Origin of the sequence: Tateyamaria omphalii, assembly GCF_001969365.1 — a bacterium.
In the GTDB taxonomy this organism is placed as follows: Bacteria; Pseudomonadota; Alphaproteobacteria; order Rhodobacterales; family Rhodobacteraceae; genus Tateyamaria; species Tateyamaria omphalii_A.
Window position 1 is genome coordinate 685,741 of the sequence record NZ_CP019312.1, and the last position, 24,250, is coordinate 709,990.

General features: G+C 62.7%; 27 protein-coding genes. 14 read left to right on the forward strand and 13 right to left on the reverse strand.

Features of this window, described 5'->3' with window-relative positions; genetic code table 11:
* Nucleotides 1-6: 6 nt before the first annotated feature.
* The 3 genes from BWR18_RS03330 to BWR18_RS03340 are packed head-to-tail and all read left to right on the forward strand — an operon-like array spanning nucleotide 7 to nucleotide 2,351.
* The gene (locus BWR18_RS03330; protein WP_076626699.1) at nucleotides 7-1,134 is read left to right on the forward strand and encodes a cobalamin-independent methionine synthase II family protein; all 1,128 of its coding nucleotides are present in this window, start codon (nucleotides 7-9) and stop codon (nucleotides 1,132-1,134) included.
* Between the two features lie 3 nt (nucleotides 1,135-1,137).
* Nucleotides 1,138-1,830 (forward strand): RraA family protein, encoded by a 693-nt coding sequence (locus BWR18_RS03335; protein WP_076626700.1) that lies wholly within the window; start codon nucleotides 1,138-1,140, stop codon nucleotides 1,828-1,830.
* Complete coding sequence (locus BWR18_RS03340; RefSeq protein WP_368073639.1) at nucleotides 1,827-2,351, forward strand: CIA30 family protein; 525 nt, start codon at nucleotides 1,827-1,829, stop codon at nucleotides 2,349-2,351. Before BWR18_RS03335 ends, BWR18_RS03340 begins: the two co-directional genes overlap by 4 nt.
* Here the strand turns inward: BWR18_RS03340 and BWR18_RS03345 are convergent.
* The 8 genes from BWR18_RS03345 to BWR18_RS03380 all read right to left on the reverse strand — a co-directional run bounded on the left by BWR18_RS03345 (nucleotide 2,348) and on the right by BWR18_RS03380 (nucleotide 10,658).
* Nucleotides 2,348-3,580, reverse strand: a complete 1,233-nt coding sequence (locus tag BWR18_RS03345) for a mandelate racemase/muconate lactonizing enzyme family protein (protein ID WP_076626701.1) — start codon at nucleotides 3,578-3,580, stop codon at nucleotides 2,348-2,350. The genes BWR18_RS03340 and BWR18_RS03345 overlap by 4 nt on opposite strands.
* Nucleotides 3,581-3,655: 75 nt before the next feature.
* Nucleotides 3,656-4,885, reverse strand: coding sequence for a TCR/Tet family MFS transporter (locus BWR18_RS03350; RefSeq protein WP_076626702.1), 1,230 nt, complete (start codon nucleotides 4,883-4,885; stop codon nucleotides 3,656-3,658).
* Nucleotides 4,882-6,204: a lyase family protein gene (locus BWR18_RS03355; RefSeq protein WP_076626703.1), complete on the reverse strand. Its 1,323-nt coding sequence runs from the start codon at nucleotides 6,202-6,204 to the stop codon at nucleotides 4,882-4,884. Before BWR18_RS03355 ends, BWR18_RS03350 begins: the two co-directional genes overlap by 4 nt.
* A gap of 3 nt (nucleotides 6,205-6,207) precedes the next feature.
* Nucleotides 6,208-6,996: a 3-oxoadipate enol-lactonase gene (gene pcaD, locus BWR18_RS03360; protein WP_076626704.1), complete on the reverse strand. Its 789-nt coding sequence runs from the start codon at nucleotides 6,994-6,996 to the stop codon at nucleotides 6,208-6,210.
* 5 nt (nucleotides 6,997-7,001) lie between these two features.
* Entirely contained in the window at nucleotides 7,002-8,192 is a 1,191-nt protein-coding gene (locus BWR18_RS03365; RefSeq protein ID WP_076626705.1) for an endonuclease/exonuclease/phosphatase family protein, read from the reverse strand.
* The gene (locus BWR18_RS03370) at nucleotides 8,189-9,106 is read right to left on the reverse strand and encodes a threonine ammonia-lyase (protein WP_438873640.1); all 918 of its coding nucleotides are present in this window, start codon (nucleotides 9,104-9,106) and stop codon (nucleotides 8,189-8,191) included. The genes BWR18_RS03365 and BWR18_RS03370 overlap by 4 nt, the downstream gene beginning before the upstream one ends.
* A 50-nt stretch (nucleotides 9,107-9,156) precedes the next feature.
* On the reverse strand, nucleotides 9,157-9,975 hold the full coding sequence (locus BWR18_RS03375; protein ID WP_076626707.1) for an alpha/beta fold hydrolase: 819 nt from the start codon (nucleotides 9,973-9,975) through the stop codon (nucleotides 9,157-9,159).
* A complete protein-coding gene (locus BWR18_RS03380; protein ID WP_076626708.1) occupies nucleotides 9,972-10,658 on the reverse strand; it encodes a haloacid dehalogenase type II in 687 nt (228 codons plus the stop codon). Before BWR18_RS03380 ends, BWR18_RS03375 begins: the two co-directional genes overlap by 4 nt.
* Nucleotides 10,659-10,789: 131 nt before the next feature.
* Here BWR18_RS03380 and BWR18_RS03385 point away from each other — a divergent pair, with 131 nt between their 5' ends.
* Nucleotides 10,790-11,224: an FKBP-type peptidyl-prolyl cis-trans isomerase gene (locus tag BWR18_RS03385; RefSeq protein ID WP_076626709.1), complete on the forward strand. Its 435-nt coding sequence runs from the start codon at nucleotides 10,790-10,792 to the stop codon at nucleotides 11,222-11,224.
* A 45-nt stretch (nucleotides 11,225-11,269) separates the two neighbouring features.
* On the opposite strand, the gene BWR18_RS03390 is transcribed toward BWR18_RS03385, so the two are convergent.
* The 4 genes from BWR18_RS03390 to fabA all read right to left on the reverse strand — a co-directional run bounded on the left by BWR18_RS03390 (nucleotide 11,270) and on the right by fabA (nucleotide 14,449).
* Nucleotides 11,270-11,641, reverse strand: a complete 372-nt coding sequence (locus tag BWR18_RS03390) for a hypothetical protein (protein ID WP_076626710.1) — start codon at nucleotides 11,639-11,641, stop codon at nucleotides 11,270-11,272.
* 234 nt (nucleotides 11,642-11,875) lie between these two features.
* Nucleotides 11,876-12,667, reverse strand: coding sequence for an enoyl-ACP reductase FabI (locus tag BWR18_RS03395; RefSeq protein WP_076626711.1), 792 nt, complete (start codon nucleotides 12,665-12,667; stop codon nucleotides 11,876-11,878).
* 9 nt (nucleotides 12,668-12,676) lie between these two features.
* Complete coding sequence (gene fabB / locus BWR18_RS03400; protein WP_076626712.1) at nucleotides 12,677-13,906, reverse strand: beta-ketoacyl-ACP synthase I; 1,230 nt, start codon at nucleotides 13,904-13,906, stop codon at nucleotides 12,677-12,679.
* Between the two features lie 33 nt (nucleotides 13,907-13,939).
* Nucleotides 13,940-14,449: a bifunctional 3-hydroxydecanoyl-ACP dehydratase/trans-2-decenoyl-ACP isomerase gene (fabA, locus tag BWR18_RS03405; RefSeq protein WP_076630093.1), complete on the reverse strand. Its 510-nt coding sequence runs from the start codon at nucleotides 14,447-14,449 to the stop codon at nucleotides 13,940-13,942.
* A gap of 131 nt (nucleotides 14,450-14,580) precedes the next feature.
* On the opposite strand from fabA, the gene BWR18_RS03410 reads away from it, so the two are divergent.
* From BWR18_RS03410 to BWR18_RS03420, 3 genes are all read left to right on the forward strand, one after another.
* Nucleotides 14,581-15,366 (forward strand): 2OG-Fe(II) oxygenase, encoded by a 786-nt coding sequence (locus BWR18_RS03410; RefSeq protein WP_076626713.1) that lies wholly within the window; start codon nucleotides 14,581-14,583, stop codon nucleotides 15,364-15,366.
* Between the two features lie 84 nt (nucleotides 15,367-15,450).
* Nucleotides 15,451-15,870, forward strand: a complete 420-nt coding sequence (gene irrA / locus BWR18_RS03415; RefSeq protein ID WP_076626714.1) for an iron response transcriptional regulator IrrA — start codon at nucleotides 15,451-15,453, stop codon at nucleotides 15,868-15,870.
* A gap of 80 nt (nucleotides 15,871-15,950) precedes the next feature.
* Entirely contained in the window at nucleotides 15,951-16,670 is a 720-nt protein-coding gene (locus BWR18_RS03420; protein ID WP_254684999.1) for a methyl-accepting chemotaxis protein, read from the forward strand.
* Between the two features lie 16 nt (nucleotides 16,671-16,686).
* Here the strand turns inward: BWR18_RS03420 and BWR18_RS03425 are convergent, their stop codons facing one another.
* Nucleotides 16,687-17,553, reverse strand: coding sequence for a glycosyltransferase family 2 protein (locus BWR18_RS03425; protein WP_076626716.1), 867 nt, complete (start codon nucleotides 17,551-17,553; stop codon nucleotides 16,687-16,689).
* A gap of 117 nt (nucleotides 17,554-17,670) precedes the next feature.
* Between BWR18_RS03425 and miaB the strand changes: the two genes are divergently transcribed.
* The 7 genes from miaB (at nucleotide 17,671) to lnt (ending at nucleotide 24,244) form a co-directional block, all read left to right on the forward strand.
* A complete protein-coding gene (miaB, locus tag BWR18_RS03430; RefSeq protein ID WP_076626717.1) occupies nucleotides 17,671-18,993 on the forward strand; it encodes a tRNA (N6-isopentenyl adenosine(37)-C2)-methylthiotransferase MiaB in 1,323 nt (440 codons plus the stop codon).
* Between the two features lie 235 nt (nucleotides 18,994-19,228).
* A complete protein-coding gene (locus tag BWR18_RS03435) occupies nucleotides 19,229-19,792 on the forward strand; it encodes an OmpA family protein (RefSeq protein WP_076626718.1) in 564 nt (187 codons plus the stop codon).
* 10 nt (nucleotides 19,793-19,802) lie between these two features.
* On the forward strand, nucleotides 19,803-20,105 hold the full coding sequence (locus tag BWR18_RS03440; protein WP_076626719.1) for a hypothetical protein: 303 nt from the start codon (nucleotides 19,803-19,805) through the stop codon (nucleotides 20,103-20,105).
* 145 nt (nucleotides 20,106-20,250) lie between these two features.
* Entirely contained in the window at nucleotides 20,251-21,243 is a 993-nt protein-coding gene (locus BWR18_RS03445) for a PhoH family protein (protein ID WP_076626720.1), read from the forward strand.
* 119 nt (nucleotides 21,244-21,362) lie between these two features.
* Nucleotides 21,363-21,797 carry an rRNA maturation RNase YbeY gene (ybeY, locus tag BWR18_RS03450; RefSeq protein WP_076630094.1) on the forward strand — a complete coding sequence of 145 codons (435 nt, stop codon included), beginning with the start codon at nucleotides 21,363-21,365 and terminating at the stop codon, nucleotides 21,795-21,797.
* 45 nt (nucleotides 21,798-21,842) lie between these two features.
* Nucleotides 21,843-22,730: a hemolysin family protein gene (locus tag BWR18_RS03455; protein ID WP_076626721.1), complete on the forward strand. Its 888-nt coding sequence runs from the start codon at nucleotides 21,843-21,845 to the stop codon at nucleotides 22,728-22,730.
* The gene (lnt, locus tag BWR18_RS03460; RefSeq protein WP_076626722.1) at nucleotides 22,727-24,244 is read left to right on the forward strand and encodes an apolipoprotein N-acyltransferase; all 1,518 of its coding nucleotides are present in this window, start codon (nucleotides 22,727-22,729) and stop codon (nucleotides 24,242-24,244) included. The genes BWR18_RS03455 and lnt overlap by 4 nt, the downstream gene beginning before the upstream one ends.
* Nucleotides 24,245-24,250 lie beyond the last annotated feature (6 nt).

A 24,250-nucleotide genomic window follows, 5' to 3' on the forward strand; every position in this document is an offset into this window, starting at 1 on the left:
GAGACCATGATGCCCGTACCCACCACTCATGTCGGGTCACTGCCCCGGACGCAGAAGGTCGTCGATTTCATCTTTGCCCGCGAGCGGGAGGAGCCGTTTGATCAGGTCGATTTCGATGCGGCCATGGCCGAGGCGGTGGATGACACGGTGGCCAAGCAGGTGGCTGCCGGGGTCGACATCGTCAGCGATGGCGAGACGTCGAAGATCAGCTATGCCACCTACGTCAAGGATCGCTATACCGGGTTTTCCGGCGACAGCCCGCGCAATGCGCCCGCCGATCTCAAGCAGTTTCCCAGCTTTCTCAAGCGATTGGCCGAGGATGGTGGCACGCCCCAGTATGCACGGCCCATGTGTACGGGTGAGGTGAAGAGCCGCGGGCAGGGCGAGTTGGAGAAGGATATCGCGAACCTGAAGGCTGCGATGGAAAAGCACGGGGTTGAGCGTGGGTTCATGAATGCGGCGTCGCCCGGTGTGATTTCGCTGTTCCTGCAGAACGATTTCTATCCGACGCGCGATGCCTATCTGGCTGCCCTCGCGGATGCGATGAAGGCTGAGTACGAGACCATTGTCGCCGCTGGTCTGGATGTGCAGCTGGATTGCCCGGACCTGGCCCTGTCGCGGCACATGCTGTTCAATGATCTGAGCGATGCGGAGTTTGTGAAGATCGCGGACGCGCATGTGGAGGCGCTGAACCATGCGCTGGCGGATGTGCCAGCCGAGAAGGTGCGCGTGCATATCTGCTGGGGCAATTACGAGGGGCCTCATGTGTGTGATGTGGCGATGGACACCGTCTTTCCCACGCTGATGGCGACCAAGGCGCGCTATGTGCTGTTCGAGACGTCGAACCCAAGGCACGCCCATGAGTGGACCGTGTTCCGCGACCGCAAGGCGGAGATCCCGGGCGACAAGGTGCTGGTGCCGGGTGTTGTCGATACCACGACGAACTTTGTCGAGCATCCAGAGGTCGTGCGCCAGCGGATCGAGCGGTTTACGGAGATTGTCGGGGCGGACCGGGTGATCGCGGGCAGCGATTGCGGGTTTGGCACCTTTGCGGGCTTCGGGTCGGTTGATCCCGAGATTGCCTATGCCAAGTTGAATGCCTTGTCCGAGGGTGCCGCGATGGCGCAGGGCTGAGCCATGGATGACGCGCTGCATGACCTGCTGAAATCGGTTGATACGCCCACGGTGTGCAACGCCATTGAGGTGGCGCAGGGCAAACGCGGGTTCAACGCCTTCACGCGGGGGACGATGCTGGAGTCGGACCCGGATGGGGTGATGGTGGGCTATGCGCGCACCGCGCGCATCCGGGCGCTGGCCCCGCCCACCGAAGCGCCTGACGTGATCAAGGCGCGGCGGATGGCCTATTACAAGTATATGTCCGAAGGTCCGCGCCCGGCGGTTTGCGTGGTGCAGGATCTGGATGTTCCGAACGCCATCGGTGCCTATTGGGGTGAGGTGAACACCAATATTCACAAGGCGTTCAGTCTGGCGGGCACGCTGACCGACGGGGTGATGCGCGACCTTGGCGATCTGGCCGAGGGATACCCCGTCGTTGCGGGTTCTGTCGGGCCGAGCCATGGGTTTGTGCATGTGGTGGATTTTGACGCCCCGGTGCGGATTCATGGCTTGGACATTCGGCCCGGCGATCTTGTCCATGCTGACCGGCATGGCGCTGTCGTCGTGCCGAAGGATTTGGAGGCTGGACTGGCGGAGGCCATCGCGACGTTGATGCGGTCCGAGAAGATCGTGTTCGACGCGGTGAAGGGCAAGCGGATCAGCTTTGAGGAATTCGAGGCGGTCTGGGCCGCGTTCGAGGCGGCGCGGACGTGATCCGCTGGGCAATCGTCTTTGCCCTGCTATGTCCTGCGGTCATGGCGGATGATTTGGAATTGAACCCTGACTGGGAATACGTGGCTGACACGGTCATGGGCGGCGTGTCTTCGGGGCAGGCCAGCGTCGAGACGGTCGAGGGGCGTGAGGCGGTGCGGCTGACCGGGACCGTGTCGCTGGAGAACAACGGTGGCTTTGTGCAGATCGCCTTTGATCTGGCGGGCGGTGATGTGTTTGACGCGAGCGATTTCACCGGTGTTGCGCTGGATGTACTAGGGAACGGCGAGAGCTATGATTTGCGCCTGCGCACCGATGCGCTTACCCGACCTTGGCAATCGTTCCGGTCTGAGTTCGTGGCGCCGGAGGTTTGGACCACGATCGGCGTCCCCTTCACTGCATTTGAGGCCCATCGCACGGAGGCCGCATTCGACCCGAGCCGATTGCGTCGCGTTGGCATCCTCGCCATCGGGCGGGAGATGCAGGCGGACATTGCCGTGTCGGGCGTAAGGTTTTACCGCTAGTCGCGCGGCGCCGGTGCGCCGCCTTCGAAATTGTTGCCCCGTTCGTAGTCGCAGGGCGCGTCCTGCATCTGCAGGTGCAGCCCGTCGCCGGTGTAGGGATGGGCGCGGGCCAGATCCTCGTCCACTTCGATCCCGAGGCCGGGGGCTTCGGGCGGCGTGATGAACCCGCGGTCGACCCGGATGCTGCCCTTGATCAGTTGATCGTGGAACGGCGTTTCGATGGTTTCACACATCAAGAGGTTCGGGATGGAGGCCGCGAGGTGGATGTTGGCGGCCCATTCCACCGGCCCGGCATAGAGATGCGGGGCCATCTGGGCGTTGTAGACCTCGGCCATGGCGGCGACTTTCTTCATCTCCCATATTCCGCCCGCGCGGCCCAGGGCCGGTTGCAGGATCGTGGCCGCACCGCTGCGCAAGATGGGGGCAAACTCGGCCTTGGTTGTCAGGCGTTCGCCCGTGGCGATGGGGATGCGCACGGCGCGCGCGACCTTGGCCATTTCTTCGACTGCATCCGGTGGGATAGGCTCTTCGAACCAGAGCGGGGAGTAGGGTTCGAGCGCCTGTCCCAGACGGATGGCGCCTGCGGTCGTGAACTGGCCGTGGGTGCCAAAGAGCAGATCGGCGCGGTCGGCGACGGCCTCGCGGATGGCCTTGCAAAAATCCACCGACATGGAGATATCGCGCATCCCGGGCATGTGCCCGCCGCGCATGGTGTAGGGGCCCGCGGGGTCGAATTTGACAGCGGTGTATCCGCGGTCCACGCAATCAAGTGCGGCTTCGGCTGCAAGAACCGGCGAGGTCCAGAACGCATCGAGCCCGTGATGTGGAAGGGGATAGAGGTAGGTGTAGGCGCGGATGCGGTCGTTCATCTTGCCACCGAGAAGCGCCCAGACGGGCCGCCCGCGCGCTTTGCCAAGGATGTCCCAGCAGGCAATCTCGAGCCCAGAAAAGGCGCCCATAACGGTCAGGTCGGGCCGCTGGGTGAAACCCGACGAATAGGCGCGGCGGAACATCAGTTCGATGTTTTCGGGGCTTTCGCCTGCCATGTGGCGCGCAAAGACGTCTTCGATTACGGCGCGCATCGCCGTTGGCCCGACGGAGGCGGCGTAGCATTCGCCCCAGCCGGTGATCCCGTCATCCGTCGTGAGCTTGACCAGGATCCAGTAGCGTCCCCCCCAGCCCGGCGCGGGCGGTGCCGTGACGATGATGTCGAGATCCTTGAGTTTCATGTTGCGCGTGCTCCGTCCGTGTTTGGATGACGGTGGCGTAGTGGTCGGAGGCAGGCAAGCCTGAAAACGACCGGCTTAGGGCGGCGTTGAGCCACCGATATTGAGGGATGGGCGCGGCGGGGCGCTGCGCATGAACACCATCAGCGCGATTGCGATCAGCACGCCGGCCAGCAGGAACGGCGCGCCGGGCAGGTAGATGCCGTTGGCCGGTTCGGTGAAGCGGTAGAAGACGAAGGTCATCAGCATCGGCGATATGATCATGGCGAGGGCCGAGATCGAGACGAGTGCCCCCTGAAGTTCCCCCTGTTGGTCGTCGCCGACGGCCTTGGACATGATCCCCTGCAAGGCGGGCGTGATGACGGCGGGCAGGGCGGCCAGCGGCGTGAGGATCAAGAGCCATGAACCGGAACTGACAAACCCGATCATCAGGAACACCATGACGTCCGCGACGTGCCCGTAGATCACGGCGCCCCGTTCGCCCATCAGGCGCAGCATCGGGCGGATCAAGCCGCCCTGCACGATGGCCATGGAGATGCCGAAGAGGCTGAGCGACAGGCCGACCATACCGGGCGACCAGTCGAACCGCTCTGCCGTGTAATAGGCCCAGATCGCCGGGTAGACGGTGAACGCCACCTGGTAGATGAAGAACACGAGGAGCAGTGGCCCAAGCCCCGGCAGTTTTGCCAGGTGCCGGAAGAGGCCGAAGGGGTTCGCACGCCGCCAGGCGAAGGGGCGCCGGATGCGGTCGTCCACGGTTTCCTTGAGCACGATGTAGCCGAAGACGGCGTTGGCGGCGGCGAGCGCTGCGGCGGCATAGAAGGGCGCGCGGGTGCCGTATTCAGCCAGAAAGCCGCCCAGGGCCGGGCCCAGCACGAACCCCATGCCGAAGGCCGCGCCGATCAGTCCGAAATTGGCGGCCTTGTCCTCGGGTCGTGAAATGTCGGCCATGTAGGCGTTGGCCGTGGATTGCGTGGCCGCCGTGATCCCGCCCACGACGCGGCCAAGCAGCAACAGCCAGATGGTGCCTGCCACCGCCATCACGAGGTAGTCCACTGCCAGCACCACCAGCGACAAGAGCAGGACGGGACGCCGCCCGTAACGGTCCGACAGCGCGCCAAGGAGGGGGCCGAACAGGAACTGCATCGCGGCAAAACTCGTCGCCAGCACCCCGCCCCAAAGCGCTGCGGTGCCAAGGCCCGCGCCATTCACCTCTTGGATCAGCGCGGGCATCACGGGCACGATCAGGCCGATGCCCATGGCGTCGATCATCACAGTCAGCAGGATGAAGACGACGGGCAGTTTCACAGGGCGGCCACCCGCTGGGCAAAGTTGCGGGCGTGTTCGGGGGCTGTCCCCATGTGGTGTGCGGGTGTGAACAGATCTGGCGGCAGGTTCGGATAGGCGGCGCGTGCCACCGTTTCCAGCGTCTTGCCCTGCGCCATTGCGTCGGCAATCAGCGCTTTTGTCGCGGCCTGCGCATCCGGGCGGGCCATCCGGGATGCAAGGGCGAAGCTGAGTGCTTCGGCATGGATGGCGCCCAGTCCCGTGAACGTGTTTGCCATGGCATCCGTGTCCGGCTGCCAGTGTTCGACAAGGTTCTGAGCGATGTGCAGGGCGGCGGCGCAGGACAGGGCGATCTGCGGAAGGACCATCCATTCATTGAACCAGGCCGCGCCGTCGCGCTGGTGCTGGTGGCTGGCCGCTGCTTGCAGGCTGGTGCGCAGTCCGGCCATCTGGTGGCCAAGTGCGGCGAGCGCAGACGGCCCGACCGGGTTTTGCTTTTGCGGCATGGTCGAGGATGATCCTGCGTCTGCCAGTGCAACCTCTGCGCACTCTGTCGCGGTCAAACCCACGGTGCTTTGCCCGACAGCGGCCAGCGTTGCCACGATGCGTCCCATCCAGTCCGCGATGTGCAGGATCGGGCTTCGGTCCGTATGCCAGCTTCGGCCGGGGTCGCGCAGTTTTAGCGCGTCCGCCAGTTTGGCGCGTGTGTCGCTGGCGTGAGGACCGAGGGCCGATGCCGTTCCTGCCGCCCCGCTGAGAGACACCCAAAGCGCGCGCGCTTTCACCGTGTCCAAATCGTCAAGCGCATCGGCGAGCGGCGCGCCCCATTGCGCCAGAACCGCGCCCCAGCTTGTGGGCGTTGCGTGCTGGCCGTAGGTGCGGGCGACCATGGGGGTTTCTGCGTGGGCCGCCGCCTGTTCGCCCAGATGTCGAAGCAGTTTGCGCAACACCAGCTCTTGCGCTGCCAGCGTTTGGCGCAGACGCAGTATGAGGGCGGTGTCGATGATGTCCTGACTTGTGGCCCCCCAATGGACGTATTGCGCGTGTTCGGGCGCTTCCATCGCCTTGCGGAACTCTGCCACCAGGGCGGGGACGCTGACGCCGTTTTGCCCGGTCGCGTCGGCAAGGCCCGCAGGATCAATCTGCACCTCCAGCGAGGAGCGGTGGATGAAGGCGGCGCTGATCTCCGGGATCACAGCTTGGGCGCCCTGGACCTTGGCCAGTGCCCCTTCGACCAGCAGCATGGCGCGCACCTCTGCGCTGTCGGTCCAGAGCCGCCCGACCTCGCCCGTGGGAAACAGCTTGGCGTAGAGTGCCGAGGCAAATACCGAGGCGGCCATGGGTCAGATGTGGCCTGTGGCGCGCATGAAATCGGTCAGGACGCGTGCGTATTCTTCGGGTTGCTCCACGCAAGGCAGATGGCCTGCTTTGCGGATCAGGTGGAACTTGCTGCCGGGGATCAGGTTGACCGTCTCGCGCACGAGATCGGGCGGGGTCGAGCCGTCCTCGGCCCCTGCGATGCCCAGTGTCGGCAGGCGCAGGGTGGCGGTGGTGGCATAGAAATCCGTTCCGGAGATGGCGGCGGAGCATCCGGCATAGCCTGCGTCCTCCTGCCGGGTCAGCATGTTGCGCCACAGCTCCAGTTCGGCGCCTTGGTGGAAGTCGCGGGAGAACCAGCGGTCCATTACGGCGTCCGCCAGCTTTTCGATGCCGCCGGTTTGCACGTCCTCGATCCGCTCGGCCCACATCGCCTTGGTGCCGATCTTGGCGCCCGTGTTCGACAGGACCATCGCCCGCATCAGGTCGAGCCGCTTGACGGCCAGCCCTTGGGCGATCATGCCGCCGATGGACAGGCCCACGAACATCACGTCCTTGAAGCCGTGCATGTCCATCAGCGCCTCGCAATCGCTGACGAGCGCGCCCATGGCATAGGGCGCGGCTGGACAGGTGGACAGGCCGTGCCCGCGCTTGTCAAAGCGCAGGATGCGCAGGCCGTCCGGCAGCAGCGGCAGGATCGGATCCCAGAGCCGCAAGTCGGTGCCCAGCGAGTTCACGAAGACCACAGGTGCGCCATCGTCCGGTCCGTCGATGCGGTAGTGCAGGCGGACGTCGCCCAGGTCGGCCATGTGCATGGTGCTTAATCCTTCAGTCGCATATGCGCGATGATCTGCCCGTGATCCGAGGCGAGCTTGTTATACGGCGCCTCGGCATGGCTGCCATCGGTCAGATGATCGTTCAGGACGCTGAAATAGTCCATCTGTCCGATGCTTGCCGGAGCGTCAGGCAGGAAGTGCCGGGACATGTAGATCTGGTCGATGCTTTCGTACACGCCGCCAAACGCTGCCGTATAGACCATGTCGCGGCTGGACTTGCGGATGAACTGTTTTTCGGCGGAGTGCAGGCGCACGGCTTCGATATCCTCGCGGATTTGGGCGTCTTCTTCTTCGGAATAGCGGTCGCGCGGGGTTTCGGCGTCGTGGCGCAGCATCCAGGCGTAGTTCTTGAACGGGTGTTCGCCGCTGATGATTTCGGAGCTGACGGCGTGTTCACCATCGTTGAAGTCGCCCAAGGCCATCACGGGGTGGCCTGCCTGCAATTCGGCGACGATAGCGCGGCGCAGAACCCATGCTTCGGCCATGCGGCGCAGGGCGGAGCGGACGCTGCCCAACGCCCGGGCGACCGGGTCGTATCGGGTCAGGTCCACCTCGGGCGGATAGTCCGCGCCATCGGGCCGCACGTATTCGCCCAGTTTCGACTTCAGATGGCAGTTGAACACCGTGATCACATGGCGGCCCACGGGCACGCGCACCTTCAGGATGGGGCGGCTGAGGCGGGACAGGCGAAAGCTGCCGCCGCCATCGGGACCCATGGGGCCAAAGTCGATGTCGATGGGGTCAGGTAGGTCTTGGATGATTTCCGGTTCCTCTGCGAAGCCGAACCGCGACAGGATCGCGACACCGGGACGCCGCTGGCCCGGCCCGCCATCGTTGATGTTGGGGGCGACGGCCAGAGCGGCGTCGGTGTAGGGGCGGTAGGCCAGTTTGCGGAAGATCGCCTTGCGCCGATAGCGTTTGTCCGGGCCGGGAATGTGCTGGGCGTTGTCAGCGGTCCCTTCTGTATCGGCGGCGTCGATTACGGCACGCAGGGCGCTTTCTTCGAAGATCTCCTGAAAGCCCACGATGTCGGCGTCCATGGTCTGCACCTGTTCCGACAGCCAGTCGACCTTCCAGGCGTATTCCTCGGGCGTGTAGGATTGGAAGCGGTAGTATTCCTGATCCGGTCCGATCAGGTTCTTGACGTTGAAACTGGCGATGGTGAAGTCGGTCATGCAAGTGTGTCCAATGCGCGTTGGAAAATGTCTGGGTCCACGTTGCCGCCGGATATGGTGACAATCACGTCGTCCCCTTCAATCTGATCCTGCCGACATAATGCGGCAGCAAGGGCGACGGCGCCGCCCGGTTCGGCCACGAGTTTCAGGCGCAGGAAGGCTTGGGCCATGGCGTAGAGCGCTTCGTCCTCGGTCACGACCAGGCCCGGGCCGCACAGGCGGTGCATGATGGGAAAGGTCAAATCGCCGGGCTGTGGGGTGATGATCGCGTCGCAGATGTTGCCGGACACTGCGTTGTTGCGCTCGATCCCGCCGGATCGCAGGGACCGGCTCACGTCATCGAACCCTTCAGGCTCGGCCGGGCGGACACGCAGGCCCGGTGCTTCGGCTTCGAGCGCCAGGGCGATGCCGCTGGTGAACCCGCCGCCGCCGCAGCAGACGATCACATCGGCGGCAACGACCCCCACGGCTGCCGCCTGTTCGGCGATTTCGAGCCCGGTTGTGCCCTGGCCTGCGATGACCTGCGGTTCATCAAAGGGTTTGACCAGCGTCAGGCCGCGTTCTGCGGCGAGCTCGGCGCCGATGGTGTCGCGATCGCCTGAGCCGCGTTCGTAGAGCACAACCTCGGCCCCAAGCGCCCTGGTGTTCTCGATCTTGAGCGATGGCGCATCGCTGGGCATGACGATGACGGCGGGCACGCCGTGCATACGTGCCGCCAGCGCGACGCCTTGGGCGTGGTTGCCGCTGGAAAAGGCGATGACGCCTGCGCTGCGTGTTGCATCATCGAGCGCGGACAGCGCCGACCATGCGCCGCGGAACTTGAAGCTGCCGGTGTGTTGAAGGCATTCCGGCTTGATCCACACGCGGCGGCCTGCAAGCCCGTCCAGAAAAGGGGAATTCAGCAGCGGCGTCATCCGAGCGTGTCCATTGAGCCGGGCGGCGGCGGCTCGGATCATTTCAATATTCACGTCATCCGCTCCATCCAGGCATGAAGGGCCATGACAGCGTCCGGTTCGTCAAGGAAGGGGACGTGCCCACGGCCCGGCACCTCGGCATAGATCATATCCGGACGGCGGTCCTGCATTTTTCGGGCGGTTTCGGCGCTGAGCAGGTCCGATCCGGCGCCGCGGAGCAAGGCGAGCGGTTTGCCCGCAAGCGCATCGAAGAACGGCCAGAGGTCAGGCATGTCGCCGCCCGCCTCGACCGCGTTGCGCAGGCGGGGATCATAGGTGATGTCGAGGCCATCGTCGGTTTCTACGAAATGCGTCTGCGCTTCTTGCATCCACCGTTCGGGCCGCACGCCTTCAAACCCCTTGAGGACGTGCGGCAAAGCGGCGGCAACATCCTGATGGGTTTTGGCTGCGGGGCGTTTGCCGAGATAGGTCATGATGCCGGCGAGGCCCGCAGGATCAAGTTCAGGCCCCACATCGTTCAGCGCCGCGCCAATAAGCCGGTCGGGTGCCGCAGCGGCCAGGCCCATTGCGTTCAGCCCGCCGCGGGAGGTGCCGAGGATCGCGACCGAAGACAGTGACAGGTGGTCCATCAATTCCATCACGTCGCGGATCTCGATGGGCAGGGCGTAGTTCTGCCAGTTTTTATCCCACTGTGATTGCCCGCGTCCGCGGTAGTCCATCTTGATGAGGCGACAGGGGGGCAGATGCGGCGTGACGTACTGAAAGTCCCGGGTTGTGCGTGTCAGCCCGGGCAGGCAAAGCAGGGGAAGGCCCTGGCCGTCATCCTCGAAATAAAGGGTGAGGCCGTCCGACGTTTGAAAGGTGGTCATGCGGTGGCAAGCTCCGGGATGGGCGTGAGGTCGCTCAGCACATGGGCGGGTGTCCAGGGCAGGCGGTCCATTGGGTCGCGTGCGCGGTTGACCCAGGCCGTGGTGAAGCCGTAGCCGGTCGCACCCGCCGCGTCCCACCCATTGGAGGAGACGAACAGCACCTCGTCGCGCGCGCAGCCAAAGCGCTGGCCCACGAGGTCGTAGACGCGTGCGTCCGGCTTGAAGATGCCGACGCTTTCGACGGACAGGCAGTCGTCCAGAACGGCCGTGATACCGGCCGACTGGACGGCGCCGTTCAGCATGTCGGGGGAGCCGTTGGAGAGGATTGCGGTGTTGAGACCGGCGTCTTTCAGGGCGTGCAGCATTCCGGGCACTTCCGGGTAGGCCTGCAATTCCCAATACAGCGCCAGCAGCCGTGCGCGCAGCGCCGCGTCGTCGCCCAGCCCGCTGCGCTCAAGCGCCCAATCGAGACCGTCCTGGGTCACCTTCCAAAAGTCCGTATGGGCATCGGTGATGGCGCGCAGCCAAGTGTATTGCAACTGTTTCAGGCGCCAATCTTCGGCCAGGGTGGGCCACTTTTCGGCCAGATGTGCAAATTCCGGTTCGGAGGCTGCTGTACGTGCCGCTGCGGCGACGTCAAAGAGGGTGCCATAGGCATCGAAAACACAGGTGGTGATGGGCATGGCGCTCTCCTTTGTCGGCAGACTGGCACGCGGCGCGCGGGACGAAAAGGGGCGAGGTGGGGTTTACCCCACTAACAGCGCCGGGCAGGGTGTGGCATCTGTCGGGCGGACAAAGGATTGGGAGACGGACCATGGCGACAATCAAGAACGGCGACACGGTGCGCATCCACTACACCGGCACCTTGCTGGATGGCACCGTCTTTGACAGTTCGGACGGGAGCGATCCGCTGGAGTTCGTCGTCGGCTCGGGCCAGATCATTCCGGGCCTTGATGTTGCCCTGCCCGGTATGGCCGAGGGCGAGACGAAAAAGGTGAATATTCCCTGCGATCAAGCCTATGGACCGATCAACCCGGCCTTGCGTCAGGGCGTGCCGCGCGATGCCATTCCAGACGACATCGCGCTGGAGGTCGGGCTGCAATTGCAGATGCAGACGCCGCAGGGCCAGCCGATGCCTGTTACGGTGGTCGAGCTGGGCGCGGAAGAGATCATGCTGGATGCCAATCACCCGCTGGCGGGCAAGGATCTGGTATTCGATTTCGAGGTCGTGTCGGTCGACGCTGGCTGACGCGCGTTCACGCGGGCGCGGAACGACGCCCCACCCACCGTCCCGTCAACCGCCGGGTACAAGCGTGCGCAAAGTGCTTGCGACGTCGTTGGCTTGTGCCTGCGCGTCGATCTGTTGTGGATCTGCGGGCGATGTTGCGCCAAGGCGGTGCACAGGCACGGCGTCTGTGGGCATGCGCCGCACATGGACATCGCGGGGTGCGTCGAAACTGCTGTCCTGCTGAGCGCGCGGCGGCACGTCATGGGCCATGGCGATCACATCCTCGACCAGGCCTGGGTTCATGCGCAAAAGCAACATCAGGCCCACGCCCGTCAGAGAGAACACGAGACGGCGCAGCCAGTTTGATCGACGGGTACGCGCAGCGCGTCGTTCAAGGATGCGCGCATGCTGTGCCGGGTCTTTGGGTTTCGCGAACATGGTTGATGCCTAGTTGATAAAGTTGGCAATTTTTGGGCGGGTGTGGGCAGTTTGCAGGCGTAATGGTTGAGCCTTGGTTAAGGTTGCCGTGCAAATGCGATCCGCGCCCTAATAGCGCGATTGGCTGAGTGCCCAGCGTTCTGGTCTTTATGTGATTTGAACGCGCGCATGCCGACTTTCCGTCGCTTGGCTCCCCCACCCACCCCAGGTCTGACGCTCCGCCGTCGGCAGATCCTAGAGGTGATCAGGCTGCGGCATGCCCAGCACGTGGAAGCCGCCGTCGACGCGTATGACTTCGCCCGTGGTGCAGGCCCCCGCATCGGAGCACAGATATACAGCCGTTCCGCCCACAGCATCGAGCGTTGCGTTTGACCGCATCGGCGCGTTCTGGTCCGTGTGCTTGTAGGTCTTGCGCGCGCCTGCAATGGCGGAGCCCGCCAGCGTTTTCATCGGGCCGGGCGAGATGGCGTTCACACGAATCCCTTCGGGGCCCAGATCGTTGGCCAGATAGCGCGTGGCAGATTCCAGTGCTGCCTTGGCAACGCCCATGACGTTGTAGTTTGGCACAACACGGTTCGACCCCAGGTAGGTGAGCGTCAGAAGTGTACCGCCATTGTCGACCATCATCGGATGCGCGCGGCGCGCGACCTCGACAAAGGAATAGGCGGAGATTTCCATGGAATGCTTGAAGTTCGACCGGCTGGTGTTCAGGAACCGGCCCGTCAGTTCCGACTTGTCGGAATAGGCAATGGCATGGACCAGAAAGTCGATGGTCGGCCAGCGCGCCTGCAAGCCCTCGAATGCGGCATCCAGTGACGCGTCATCGGTGACGTCCACATCGACCATGAAGTCCGAGCCGACACTTGCCGCCAGCGGTTCGAGCCGCTTGCCGAAAGCTTCACCCTGGTAGGTAAAGGCAAGTTCGGCCCCGGCCCCGTGCAGCGCTTTGGCAATGCCCCACGCAATCGACCGGTCGTTGGCCACGCCCATCACAAGGCCGCGTTTTCCTGTCAGCAATCCCGTCATAGCGAAATGTTACCCGTGAAATTTGGAAAGGATCATGGATCCGTTGGTGCCGCCGAAGCCGAAGGAGTTGGTCATGACGCTGTCGAGCCCCGCGTTCTCGACCAAGGCCGTCGCCACCTCACCCGCCTCAAAGGCAGGATCCAGCGTGTCGACATTGATGGATGGCGTGATGAAGTCATGCTCCAGCATCAACAGACAGAACACAGCCTCCAGAGCGCCAGCGGCGCCTTGCGCATGGCCTGTCATCGACTTGGTCGAACTCACAACCGGTTGCGTGCGTCCTGCAAAGGCGCGCCGCACGGCCTCCATTTCCGGCACGTCACCTGCCGGTGTCGACGTGCCGTGGGCATTGATGTACCCGACCGCCCGCCCTTCGGGCAGGGTGTCGAGGGCCAGTTTCATGGCCAGTTCGGCACCTTCACCCGAGGGGGCCACCATGTCGTGGCCATCCGATGTGGCAGCGTATCCGGTCACCTCGGCGTAGATCTTGGCTCCACGGGCGCGGGCGTGTTCAAGCTCTTCAAGCACGAGTATGCCGCCGCCGCCGGAAATCACGAACCCGTCCCGGTCCGCATCGAAGGCGCGGCTGGCCTTTTCCGGCGTGTCATTGAATTTGGACGACATCGCGCCCATCGCGTCAAAGAGACAGGACAGCGTCCAGTCCAGCTCTTCTCCGCCACCTGCGAACATCACGTCCTGCTTGCCCAGCATGATCTGTTCTGCCGCGTTGCCGATGCAGTGCAGCGAGGTCGAGCAGGCGCTGGTGATCGAATAGTTGATGCCCTTGATCCTGAACCCCGTGGCCAGGTTCGCGCTGATGGTCGAGGACATGCACTTGGGCACGGCAAAGGGGCCGATTCGCTTGGTCCCGCCGGTTTTCAGGACAGTCTGGTGCGCCGTGAGCATGGCCGAGGTGGACGGGCCGCCCGAACCGGCAACCAAACCGGTGCGCGGGTTCACGATGTCGCTTTCCTCAAGCCCTGCATCCGCAATGGCTTGTGTCATCGCAATATGGGCGTATGCGGCTCCGGGTCCCATGAACCGCAGCGCGCGCTTGTCCACGTGTTCCTTGACGTCCAGTTTGAGCGTCCCGGCGATCTGGCTGCGAAAGCCATGCTCTGCCATCTCTTCGCTTGCGACGATCCCGGAGGTGCCGGACTTCAGGGAGGCGAGAACCTCCTCGGAATTGTTGCCGATGGACGACACGATTCCCAAACCGGTGATAACAACGCGGCGCATGATCAGGGTCCTTTCTGGCCTCGCTCCGACAGGTCAGCTTTCTGACAGGGCGACTTTCATGTCCTTGACCTGATAGATCACTTCGCCGTCGGCTTCCACCCGCCCGTCGGCCACGCCCATGGTCAGGCGTCGGGTTTGAACGGCCTTGGTGAAATCAACGTAATAGGTCAACATCTTGCGGTCAGGGCGGACCATGCCGGTCAGCTTTACCTCGCCGACACCCAGCGCATAGCCGCGCCCCAGCCAACCGCGCCAGCCAAGGTTGAAACCGGTCAGTTGCCACAGACCGTCAAGGCCGAGGCATCCCGGCATGATCGGGTTGCCGGGGAAGTGGCACTCAAAGAACCACAGGTCCGGCACGATATCGAATTCAGCCACCACATGGCCCTTGCCGTGCGCGCCGCCGTCGCCGGAGATGTCGGTGATCCGGTCCATCATCAGCATCGGCGGTTCGGGCAGTTGCGCGTTTCCGGGGCCAAACAGCTCGCCGCGGGCGCATTTCAACAGGTCTTCTTTGTCAAAACGGGTGGGGTAGTCTGCCATTGGGGCCTCGTATTGGTCGCGCATCTGGTCCCGTCACAGGGTTCCGGCCCCTCTAGCACCGTGCGGGCAAAGGGCGCAAGGGCAGTGGACTTGGCTTGTCAGGTTGAACGAGGCGGTGCACGGTCGGTCGTATGGAGCACATCATCGACCTTGACCGCTATCCGCTGCACAGGCCCCAGTCGGCTGCTTGGCACGCGCTGGTCCATCACGCCAAATCCGGGTTGGCGCGCGATGGCTTGTTCAATTTAGAGGGGTTCATGCAACCGCAAGCACTGGCAGACGTTTTGGGTGACGTACACCCACGTATGGCAGTCGAGAGCTTTCACCACCGCCGTGCCCACAACATCTATTTCAAGGATGCGGTCGATGGTTTGGCACCTGATCACCCGGCGCTGAAGAAGGTCGAAACCGCCAATCACACCTTGTGCCATGACCAGATGCGCGGCACGGCGTTGGACGAGATTTATCAGTGGCCGGAGTTCGCAACGTTCCTTGCCGCGGTCATGGACAAGGCGCAGCTTTATACGATGGACGATGCGTTGGCGGGGCTGAACGTGCTGGAATACCGCCCGGGCGAGGCGCTGAACTGGCATTTCGACCGCTCGATCTTTACCACCACGTTGCTGTTGCAGGAGGCGAGCCATGGGGGACTTTTCGAATATGCCAAGGACCTGCGCCGGGACGATGATCCCAATCACGCGGGCATTGCTGAGCTGTTGGCGGGCCGGATCGCGCCCACGACGCTGGCACAGTCAGCGGGGACGCTGAATGTCTTTCTGGGTGTGAACACGGCCCATCGCGTGTCGACCGTGGGACCGGGAACCTCGCGTATTGTGTCCGTGCTGTCGCACTATGATACACCCGGCTGCGCCTTTACCGCGGACGAACAGATGGGCTTTTTCGGACGTGTGGCATAATGCGCATCCACCCCTCGAACCTGTTTTGCGATTGAATTGCAAAACGATGGCCCTTTATATGTAAGGTAACGCCACGAGGACGGTATGACCCAAACGCAGCAAGAGACAGGTATCAGATGGCTGGCCGGGGCCGGGCTGCGCCCGACGCGGCAGCGTGTGACGCTGGCCACCTTGTTGATCGGCGACGGTCAGCACCGACATGTCACGGCGGAAAGCCTGTTTGAATCGGCCAAGGCCGAGGGCGAAGCCGTATCGCTTGCCACCGTCTACAACACGCTGCGGGCGTTCTGTGACGTCGGATTGATGCAGGAAGTCACGGTTGACGGGTCGAAAAGCTATTTCGACACCAACACCCACGACCACCCGCATTTCTTCTGGGAAGATGAGGCAAAGCTGACGGATGCACCGTCGGACGAGCTGGTCATTGCACAATTGCCGGATGCGCCCGAAGGTGCAGAGATTGCATCCGTTGACGTCGTGATCCGGTTGCGCCGCAAAAGCTAGGCGCGCCTTTACCGACCAATAATACATTTTTGATAACGCATGGGGCATCCGAGGAAACGGAACGCCCAAACTTGTTCGATGTGGACCCCAACGATCCTGACGCGCCGCTGACGCGGGTATTGCAGTTGCAATGTCGGGCGCTGGCGGCCGTTCCGCACGAATTTCGGGCGGTTGGTACGTGGTTAAACTACGATTGTGCGCTGTTGCCTTATCTGGACGATGAAGAGGATCGCGCGCGTGTCGTGGCAGATATCGGACGTGCGCGAGCCGCGCTTGATGCCGTCATGCGGTACTTTGATCTGTCCGCGGACATTCCGGAATACCACCCCGGTGCGCTGGACTGGTTTCGCGACTGCCTCAATCGCGCGCCGCAAAGGGCCGAACCGTTTCGGGTGACAGCAGGAAAACTGCTTCGTCTCCACGATGTCGCACTCGACGATCCGAAGCGGGCCAAGGCACTTCATCGCGAGACATCCCACTACATCATCACAGAGCTCGCCCCGGAAATCGTCGCCTTGCTGGACATCCTGACCGGTGAGGTTGAGGCGCAGGAGCAGTCGCGGGTCGCATATGCCGAAACCATGCGCGCGAGGGCAGATGCCGCTGTCACCGATATTCTTTCGATCAGCAAGATGGTGCGCCTGATATCGCTCAACGCCTCGGTTGAGGCTGCGCGGGCGGGTGACGCGGGCCGCGCCTTTGGCGTCATCGCCTCCGAGGTCAAGGCGATGTCCGAGGCCATTCAAACCTCCGCCGGGACGGTCACTGTTACCGTCCGCGACCTGGCTGACCGCCTTTAGACGTCCGGCGACCGCCTCAGAACCATTGCCCCGGTTCCATAAGCCCAAGGTCCAGCAGCTGGCGCGAATGCCATTCAAAAGCGGCTGAGTTGTGCCATTTGAACGTCTCTATGTCATAGGTGCTGCCGGGGTTCAGTTTCAGGGCCTTGGCTGTCCGAAACGAACAGATCGCCGCAGTCAGGTTGTGGTGCCACTGACAGGCATAGGTGTTGTATTCTTCGTCGTTGAACGTGTGATCGGCCAGCAGCTTTAGACCGGGCTTGGTCTTGAACAGCGAAATCCGGTCGATCTTGCGCCGCGCTTCGGGCACGTGTTCCTCGAACCGCCAGCGCAGCCCGCCAAAGAAATCGAGCTGCCGATCCTTCGGATGTCCATTCAGCCCCTTGCGCGCCAGGGCATAGTAGCCGGACCGGTCAAGATGCGCATGGTCCAGCGATACCGCATTCGGACACGCCCACAGGTCCTCTGCATAAAGATCGACGACATAGGTCAGCATGGCGTCGCGCCGCTCTTCCGCATGAAAGGCCAGCATCTCTCCGACAGATCGGGTTTCGCAGAACGGGTGAAACAGAAATTCTGCGTTGTAGCAGTAAAACATCCACGTCCCTTCCGGCACGGCCTTGATCAGGGCATTGACTGCCGTTTCCAAAGCGCCAGCGGCCGATGCGTCGAAGTCGATGCGGATCACCGCTTCGGACAGGTCACGCGCGAGGGTGAGGCGCTTGGCCATGAATGCGATGATGTGCTTGAAGCCGGCCTGCTGATGGTGCCGCAACGTGGTGTCCAGTTCGACATCGTCTTCGGCCAGGATCAGGGCCACGGGTCCTTTCTTGGGAACCGCGTCGGCGTCGTTGAGAAAACTGCTCAGACTGTCGAAATGCATGGCCTGTTCCTTGTGGCGCCCGTGACGTCAAATTTCCGTTAATCTGGGCCGCATTGCAAGACACCCGAGGGACTGGTAAGCGACGGCTTCCATCCGCACAATCCGGGACGCAAGCCCATGACGACGCCCAAAAAGCTCTTTATCAAGACCTATGGCTGTCAGATGAACGTCTATGACAGCGAACGCATGGCCGAAGCGCTGGGCGGGCAGGGGTATGTTGAAACCCGGTCGCCGGATGACGCAGACATGATCCTGCTGAACACCTGCCACATCCGTGAGAAGGCGGCCGAGAAAATCTATTCCGAGCTTGGCCGCTACAAGGGGCTGAAGGCCGACAAACCCGATCTGAAGATCGGCGTGGCGGGCTGCGTGGCGCAAGCCGAAGGACAGGAGATCATGCGCCGCCAGCCCATGGTCGATCTGGTCGTGGGCCCGCAAAGCTACCACCGCCTGCCCGAGATGGAGGCGAAGACGCGCGCCGGTGAAAAGGCGCTCGACACCGATTTTCCCGAAGAAGACAAGTTTGAGAAGCTGAAAGGGCGGCCCAAGGCACAGCGCGGTCCGACCGCGTTCCTGACGGTGCAGGAAGGGTGCGACAAGTTCTGCGCCTTTTGCGTTGTCCCCTATACCCGCGGGGCCGAGGTCAGCCGCCCGGTGGACCGGATCCTGACCGAAGCGCGCGATCTGGTTGAGCGCGGCGTGCGCGAGATCACGCTTCTGGGCCAGAACGTCAATGCCTATCACGGCGCCGGGCCGGACGGGTCGGACTACACTCTGGCCAAGCTGATCTGGGACCTCGACAAGGTCGACGGGCTGGAGCGCATCCGCTTTACCACCAGCCACCCCAATGACATGACCGACGATCTGATCGAGGCGCATGGCACATGCCCAAAGCTGATGCCTTACCTGCACTTGCCCGTGCAGTCGGGCAGCGACCGGATCCTCAAGCGCATGAACCGCAGCCACACGGCGGACAGCTATCTGCGCCTGATCGAACGCATCCGCGCCGCGCGGCCCGACATTCTGATGTCCGGCGACTTCATCGTAGGCTTCCCAGAGGAAACGGAAGCGGATTTCCAGGCCACGCTCGATTTGGTCGAAGAGGTGACCTACGGCTATGCCTACAGCTTCAAGTATTCGACGCGCCCCGGCACACCGGCGGCAGAACGTGCGCAGGTCGACCCGGCTGAGGCGGATGACCGGCTGCAGCGGCTTCAGGCGCTGATCACACGCCAGCAGCGCGACATTCAGAACAGCATGGTCGGTCGAACCGTCAACGTGCTCTTTGAAAAACCAGGGCGCCTGCCCGGTCAAATGGGCGGCAAAAGCGAGTATCTGCACGCGGTCCATGTCGCAGATGCCCCTGTTGGCATCGGTGACATCGCAGCGGTGAGAATCGTTGACGCTGCAGCAAACTCCCTGGCCGGCGTGATCGCCTGAGCCGGAGCCATTGCCGCCAATTTGGGCAGAAAAGGCTCGGGTCAGTTGTAAGTCTGCCCATTGAGGGCACAATATCTGGTAAAAACGGGTTCACAGATCGTTAATTTTTTCCTACGGTTCCTAGCAGTGTAGCAAGGGTCCGCCTGATTTCAGGCATGTTGGTGATCCTTGTGGGGGACCAACAAAAAAGGACAGGGCTGTGGCGAAATTCATTTCGAAAACAGTTGATAGGCTTATGACCACGGCGGCTGCCACCGCGGTGGCGTTGACGTCGCTCATGGTTGCGGACGTATCTGCACAGACTTTCAGCACGAACACGCCGTCGCAACAGGGCCGTGACCTGGGACAGTACATTCCGACAATCTGGGTTGATCCGGACGGGTGTGAGCACTGGGTGATGGACGACGGGGCCGAGGGCTACATGACCCCGCACGTCAACCGCAAGGGCATCCCAGTCTGCCGTCGTGGCAATCTGTGCGGTGTTATGAACACCGACCAGTTCTTTGGCACCGACAGCTTCCGCATTCACGCGGCGGGCAAGCAGCGGCTGGCCGAATTCTTCCGCGGCTCGACGGCCCAGGCCTTTATCATCACCGGTCACACCGACAGCCGCGCAAGCGATGCCTACAACCTGCGCCTGTCGCTCAACCGGGCCAATGCGGTTGCCGCGGTGGCGCAGCAATCGGGCGCACGGATTGCGGATGTACGCGGCTATGGTGAACGCCTCCCGGCGCAGCCCAACAACACCGCCAAAGGCATGGCAGCCAACCGCCGTGTCGAAATCATCTGCATTCAGTAAGGGACGTACCATGACCAAGTTGAAATTCGTCCCGCTGGTGATCGCAGGCCTGACGCTGGTCGCCTGTGGCGATGGCCTGCCGGCAGACAAGACCATTGACCGCGGTACCGACCGCAAGGACCTGAGCCAGCTTCAAGCTGGCATCTGGGTGGATCCGAACGGCTGTGACCACTGGATCATCGACGACGGTGTCGAAGGATATCTGTCGGCGCGGCTCGACAAGTATGGCAAGCCGGTTTGTTCCGGCGTGGCGCAGCCCACCTACACCGCCGGGGACTTCAAAGGCGGATCGCGGGTCAACGACCCGAATTGATTTTTTGCGCCACAGAAACAAGGGCCGGAGCGCAGGGTGCGCCCCGGCCTTTTTTGTTTCATTTGCATGAAATACGGCCCGCGCCCGTTGCACCCTCTGTGCGAACTTGCGACGCTGAGACAACCAGAGACTCGAGGAGCCGCATTTGACCCTAGACCAACCCACCCAGGAACTGGTCCTGGAATTTCCCGACAACCGTCTGCTGATTGACCTGTGCGGTCCTTATGACAGTCATCTGACGGCCATCGAATCCGCCCTTGAGGTGCAAATTGTGAGACGGGGAAATGTGTTGGCGGTGATGGGCGACGAGGGCGCACAGAAGCGGGCAGGTGATGTGCTGAACGCCCTTTACCTGCGGCTCGAGACGGGCAAGGACGTCGAACCGGCGGATGTAGATCGCGAGTTGCGCATGGGCCAGTCCGAGCAAGGCACCGGCAGCCGCCAGGGCGACCAGTTGGAAATGGCCGTAGGCAACCGGATCGAGATCAAGACCCGCAAGAAGCTGGTCGAACCCCGCACCGACGCGCAAAAGGCATATGTGCAGTCACTGTTTGACAATGAAATGGCCTTTGGCATTGGCCCTGCAGGCACTGGCAAGACTTATCTCGCCGTGGCGGTCGGTGTTTCGATGTTCATTTCGGGGCATGTGGATCGCATCATTCTCTGCCGCCCCGCTGTGGAAGCTGGCGAGCGGCTGGGCTTCCTGCCCGGCACACAGGAAGAAAAAGTCGATCCCTACATGCAGCCGCTTTATGATGCGCTGAATGACTTCCTGCCGGGCAAGCAGCTGGCGAAGCTGAAAGAGGAAAAGACGATCGAGATTGCACCGCTCGCCTTCATGCGGGGGCGCACGCTCAGCCGTGCCTTCGTGGTACTGGACGAAGCCCAGAACGCCACGACCATGCAGATGAAGATGTTTCTCACGCGTCTTGGCGAAGGCTCGCGCATGGTCATCACGGGTGATCGCACCCAGATCGACTTGCCGCGCGGCGTGGCCTCGGGGCTCTGGGACGCGGAACGCCTGCTCAAATCCATCCCCAACATCAGCTTCAACTATTTCACATCGAAGGATGTGGTAAGGCATCCGCTTGTGGCCGCAATCATCGAAGCCTATGAGGCCGATACGGAGAGCACCTAGTTTCTTCTCTGGTTCAAAAAAATCCCGGGGGTCCGGGGGCTGGCCCCCGGTTGCGACACCTGCCACACGATATCGACATCCTGATCGAAGACGACCGCTGGCAGCAGGCCGGACTTACGATGCTGGCTCAAACAGCCATCGCGGCCACAGTCGAGCATCAGGATATTCCCGAGGCGTCTGTGTCGGTGCTGGCCTGTGACGACACACGCATCGCTGCGCTCAATGCGGATTTCCGCGGCAAACAGATGCCAACCAACGTGCTCAGCTGGCCCGAGGAGGATCTGGGATCAGAGGAGGCTGGCGCCGCGCCGCACCCGCCGGTGCCGGATCCCGGCGGTACGCTCAGCCTCGGCGACATTGCCATCGCCTATGACACTTGCGCGCGGGAATCGGCGGAGCAGGGCAAGCCGTTTGACGCCCACGTGACCCATTTGCTTGTTCACGGAACGTTACATCTGCTGGGCTATGACCACATCCGTGACCTTGACGCCACGCGTATGGAGGCGTTGGAGGTCGAAATACTTGGCAAACTGGGCCTGCCTGACCCATATTAGGCGCTATTGTGGGGCTGGCCCCAACTGTGACTTGGATAGGAGCCAATGGGCGATACCGACGGATCGTCTGACGCGGCGCAACGCGCGCAGTCAGACACTGACATGACCAAACCTTCGAAAAGCGGTGGCTTTCTGTCGCGTGTGATTGGCGCGCTCAGCCCGAATGACAACGATGATGCGTCATCCGACATGCCCGCCTTGCGCCCTCAATCTCATGGCATGATCAACCTGCGCCGTTTGCGGGTCGAAGATGTCGCCGTCCCCAAGGCTGACATCACCGCCGTCGCCGACACGGTGTCTCTGGATGAATTGGTGCAAGTGTTCAAGGAAAGCGGCTATACCCGCCTGCCGGTTTTCGAGGGCACGCTCGACACGCCCATCGGCTTTGCCCATCTCAAGGACGTGGCGCTGCAACACGGGTTCAATGGCGGCGCGGCCAATTTCGATCTGCGTGCGCGGCTGCGCCCGCTGCTGTTTGTACCGCCATCCATGACCATCGGCGTCCTGTTGACCAAGATGCAGACGGAACGCCGGCACATGGCGCTGGTCATCGACGAATATGGCGGCGTCGACGGCCTCGTCACCATCGAGGACTTGATCGAGCAGGTCATTGGCGAGATCGAGGATGAACATGACGTGGACGAAGGTGTGCTGTTCACCCGCGAAAAGACCGGGTGCTACCTCGCGGTCGCCAAAACCCCGCTCAAGGAATTCGAGGCCGAGATTGGCGTGTCCCTGACCACCCACGACGACGTGGATGAGGAGGAGATCGACACGCTCGGCGGCCTGGTCTTTATGCTTGCCGGTCGTGTGCCCGCCCGGGGCGAGGTCGTGTTGCATCCCGATGGCCCACAGTTCGAGGTTATCGACGCAGACCCGCGTCGCATCAAGCGTATGCGCGTGCGGCTGACGGGACCGGAGCCAGCTGAATGACCAGACTACGTGCCCGGATTGAGCATGCTCCGATCTGGGCGCAGGTCCCGCTTGCGATGGCAGCCGGTGCAGCGGGTTCATTTGCCCACGCGCCATTTGATCTGCCCATCGCGATCCTGATCCCTCTGATCGCTGCCTTTGGGTTGCTCTCGATTGCGCGGTCGGTCACGTCGGCCGGTCTGCTCGGTCTGGCCCTTGGCGCCGGTTACTTTGCCGCCACGCTGACCTGGATCGTCGAACCCTTTCAGGTTGATGCCGCGACGACGGGCTGGATGGCGCCCTTTGCGTTGCTGTTCATGTCTGTGGGCCTGGGGCTTTTCTGGGCGGCGGCCCTGGCCCTTTCGCGCTGGGCTGGTGCACACAGCTGGGTTCTGGTCTTTGCGATGACCGGGACAGAAATGCTGCGCGCCTATCTTCTGACCGGCTTTCCCTGGGCCACGCCGCCTCAAGCTCTCGTCGGTGGTATGGCCGGGCACTTGCTGTCCTGGGCCGGGCCACATGGCACGATGCTGGTTATGATGGCCGCGGCAGGTCTGGCTTGGGCTGTGCCGCGTGAGTGGGTCAAAGTCGCAATTGTCGTCGCCTTGGCAGCGGTGATCGACGTGATACCGTTGCGCAGTGCGGACAGCCCGCTGACCGACAAGACCGTCCGCCTTATCCAGCCGAATGCGCCGCAGCAGGAAAAGTGGGATCCCGCGCGCATTCCGACCTTCATCAATCGCCAGATTGACTACACGGCCGATGGCGATGTGCCCGACCTTGTCGTCTGGCCCGAAACCGCCTTGCCGTACCTGCTGGACCAGGCACAACCGGCGCTGGACGTGATCGCCGAGGCAGCGCGTGGCGCACCGGTGGTCCTGGGGATCCAGCGCGAAGAGGCGGAACAGTATTACAACAGCCTCGTGACCCTTGATGCCACAGGACACGTCACACAGATCTATGACAAGCACCATCTGGTGCCGTTTGGTGAATACATGCCGTTGCCGGGCCTGTTTCGCAGGCTGGGCATTCAATCCATCGCGGAACGTGTGGATGGCGGATACACGCCCGGACCGGGCCCACAGCTGCTGGACATGGGACCGCTTGGCAAAGCGCTGCCGCTTATCTGCTATGAGGCGGTCTTCGCTCATGACGTAGGGGCGTCTCCCGAGCGTCCGGACTTCCTGATGCAACTGACCAACGACGCCTGGTTCGGCATGCGGTCCGGCCCGCAACAGCATCTTGCCCAAGCACAGATGCGGGCCATTGAACAGGGACTGCCACTGATCCGCGCGGCCAACACCGGCATCTCTGCCGTCATTGATCCAGAGGGTCGGATCACGGCATCGCTGGCCCTCAACCAGGCGGGATACATGGACGCACGGCTGCCCGCACCGGGTGCGCCCACACTTTATAGCCGGACGGGCGATCTACCCTGGGTTCTGCTTGTGATGCTGGGTTTGATTGGTGCTGTGTTGCACCGCGCACAGACACGTCGCGCGCAGCCCATTGACGCCCCCGCGCCCGAGGCGTAAGCGGGT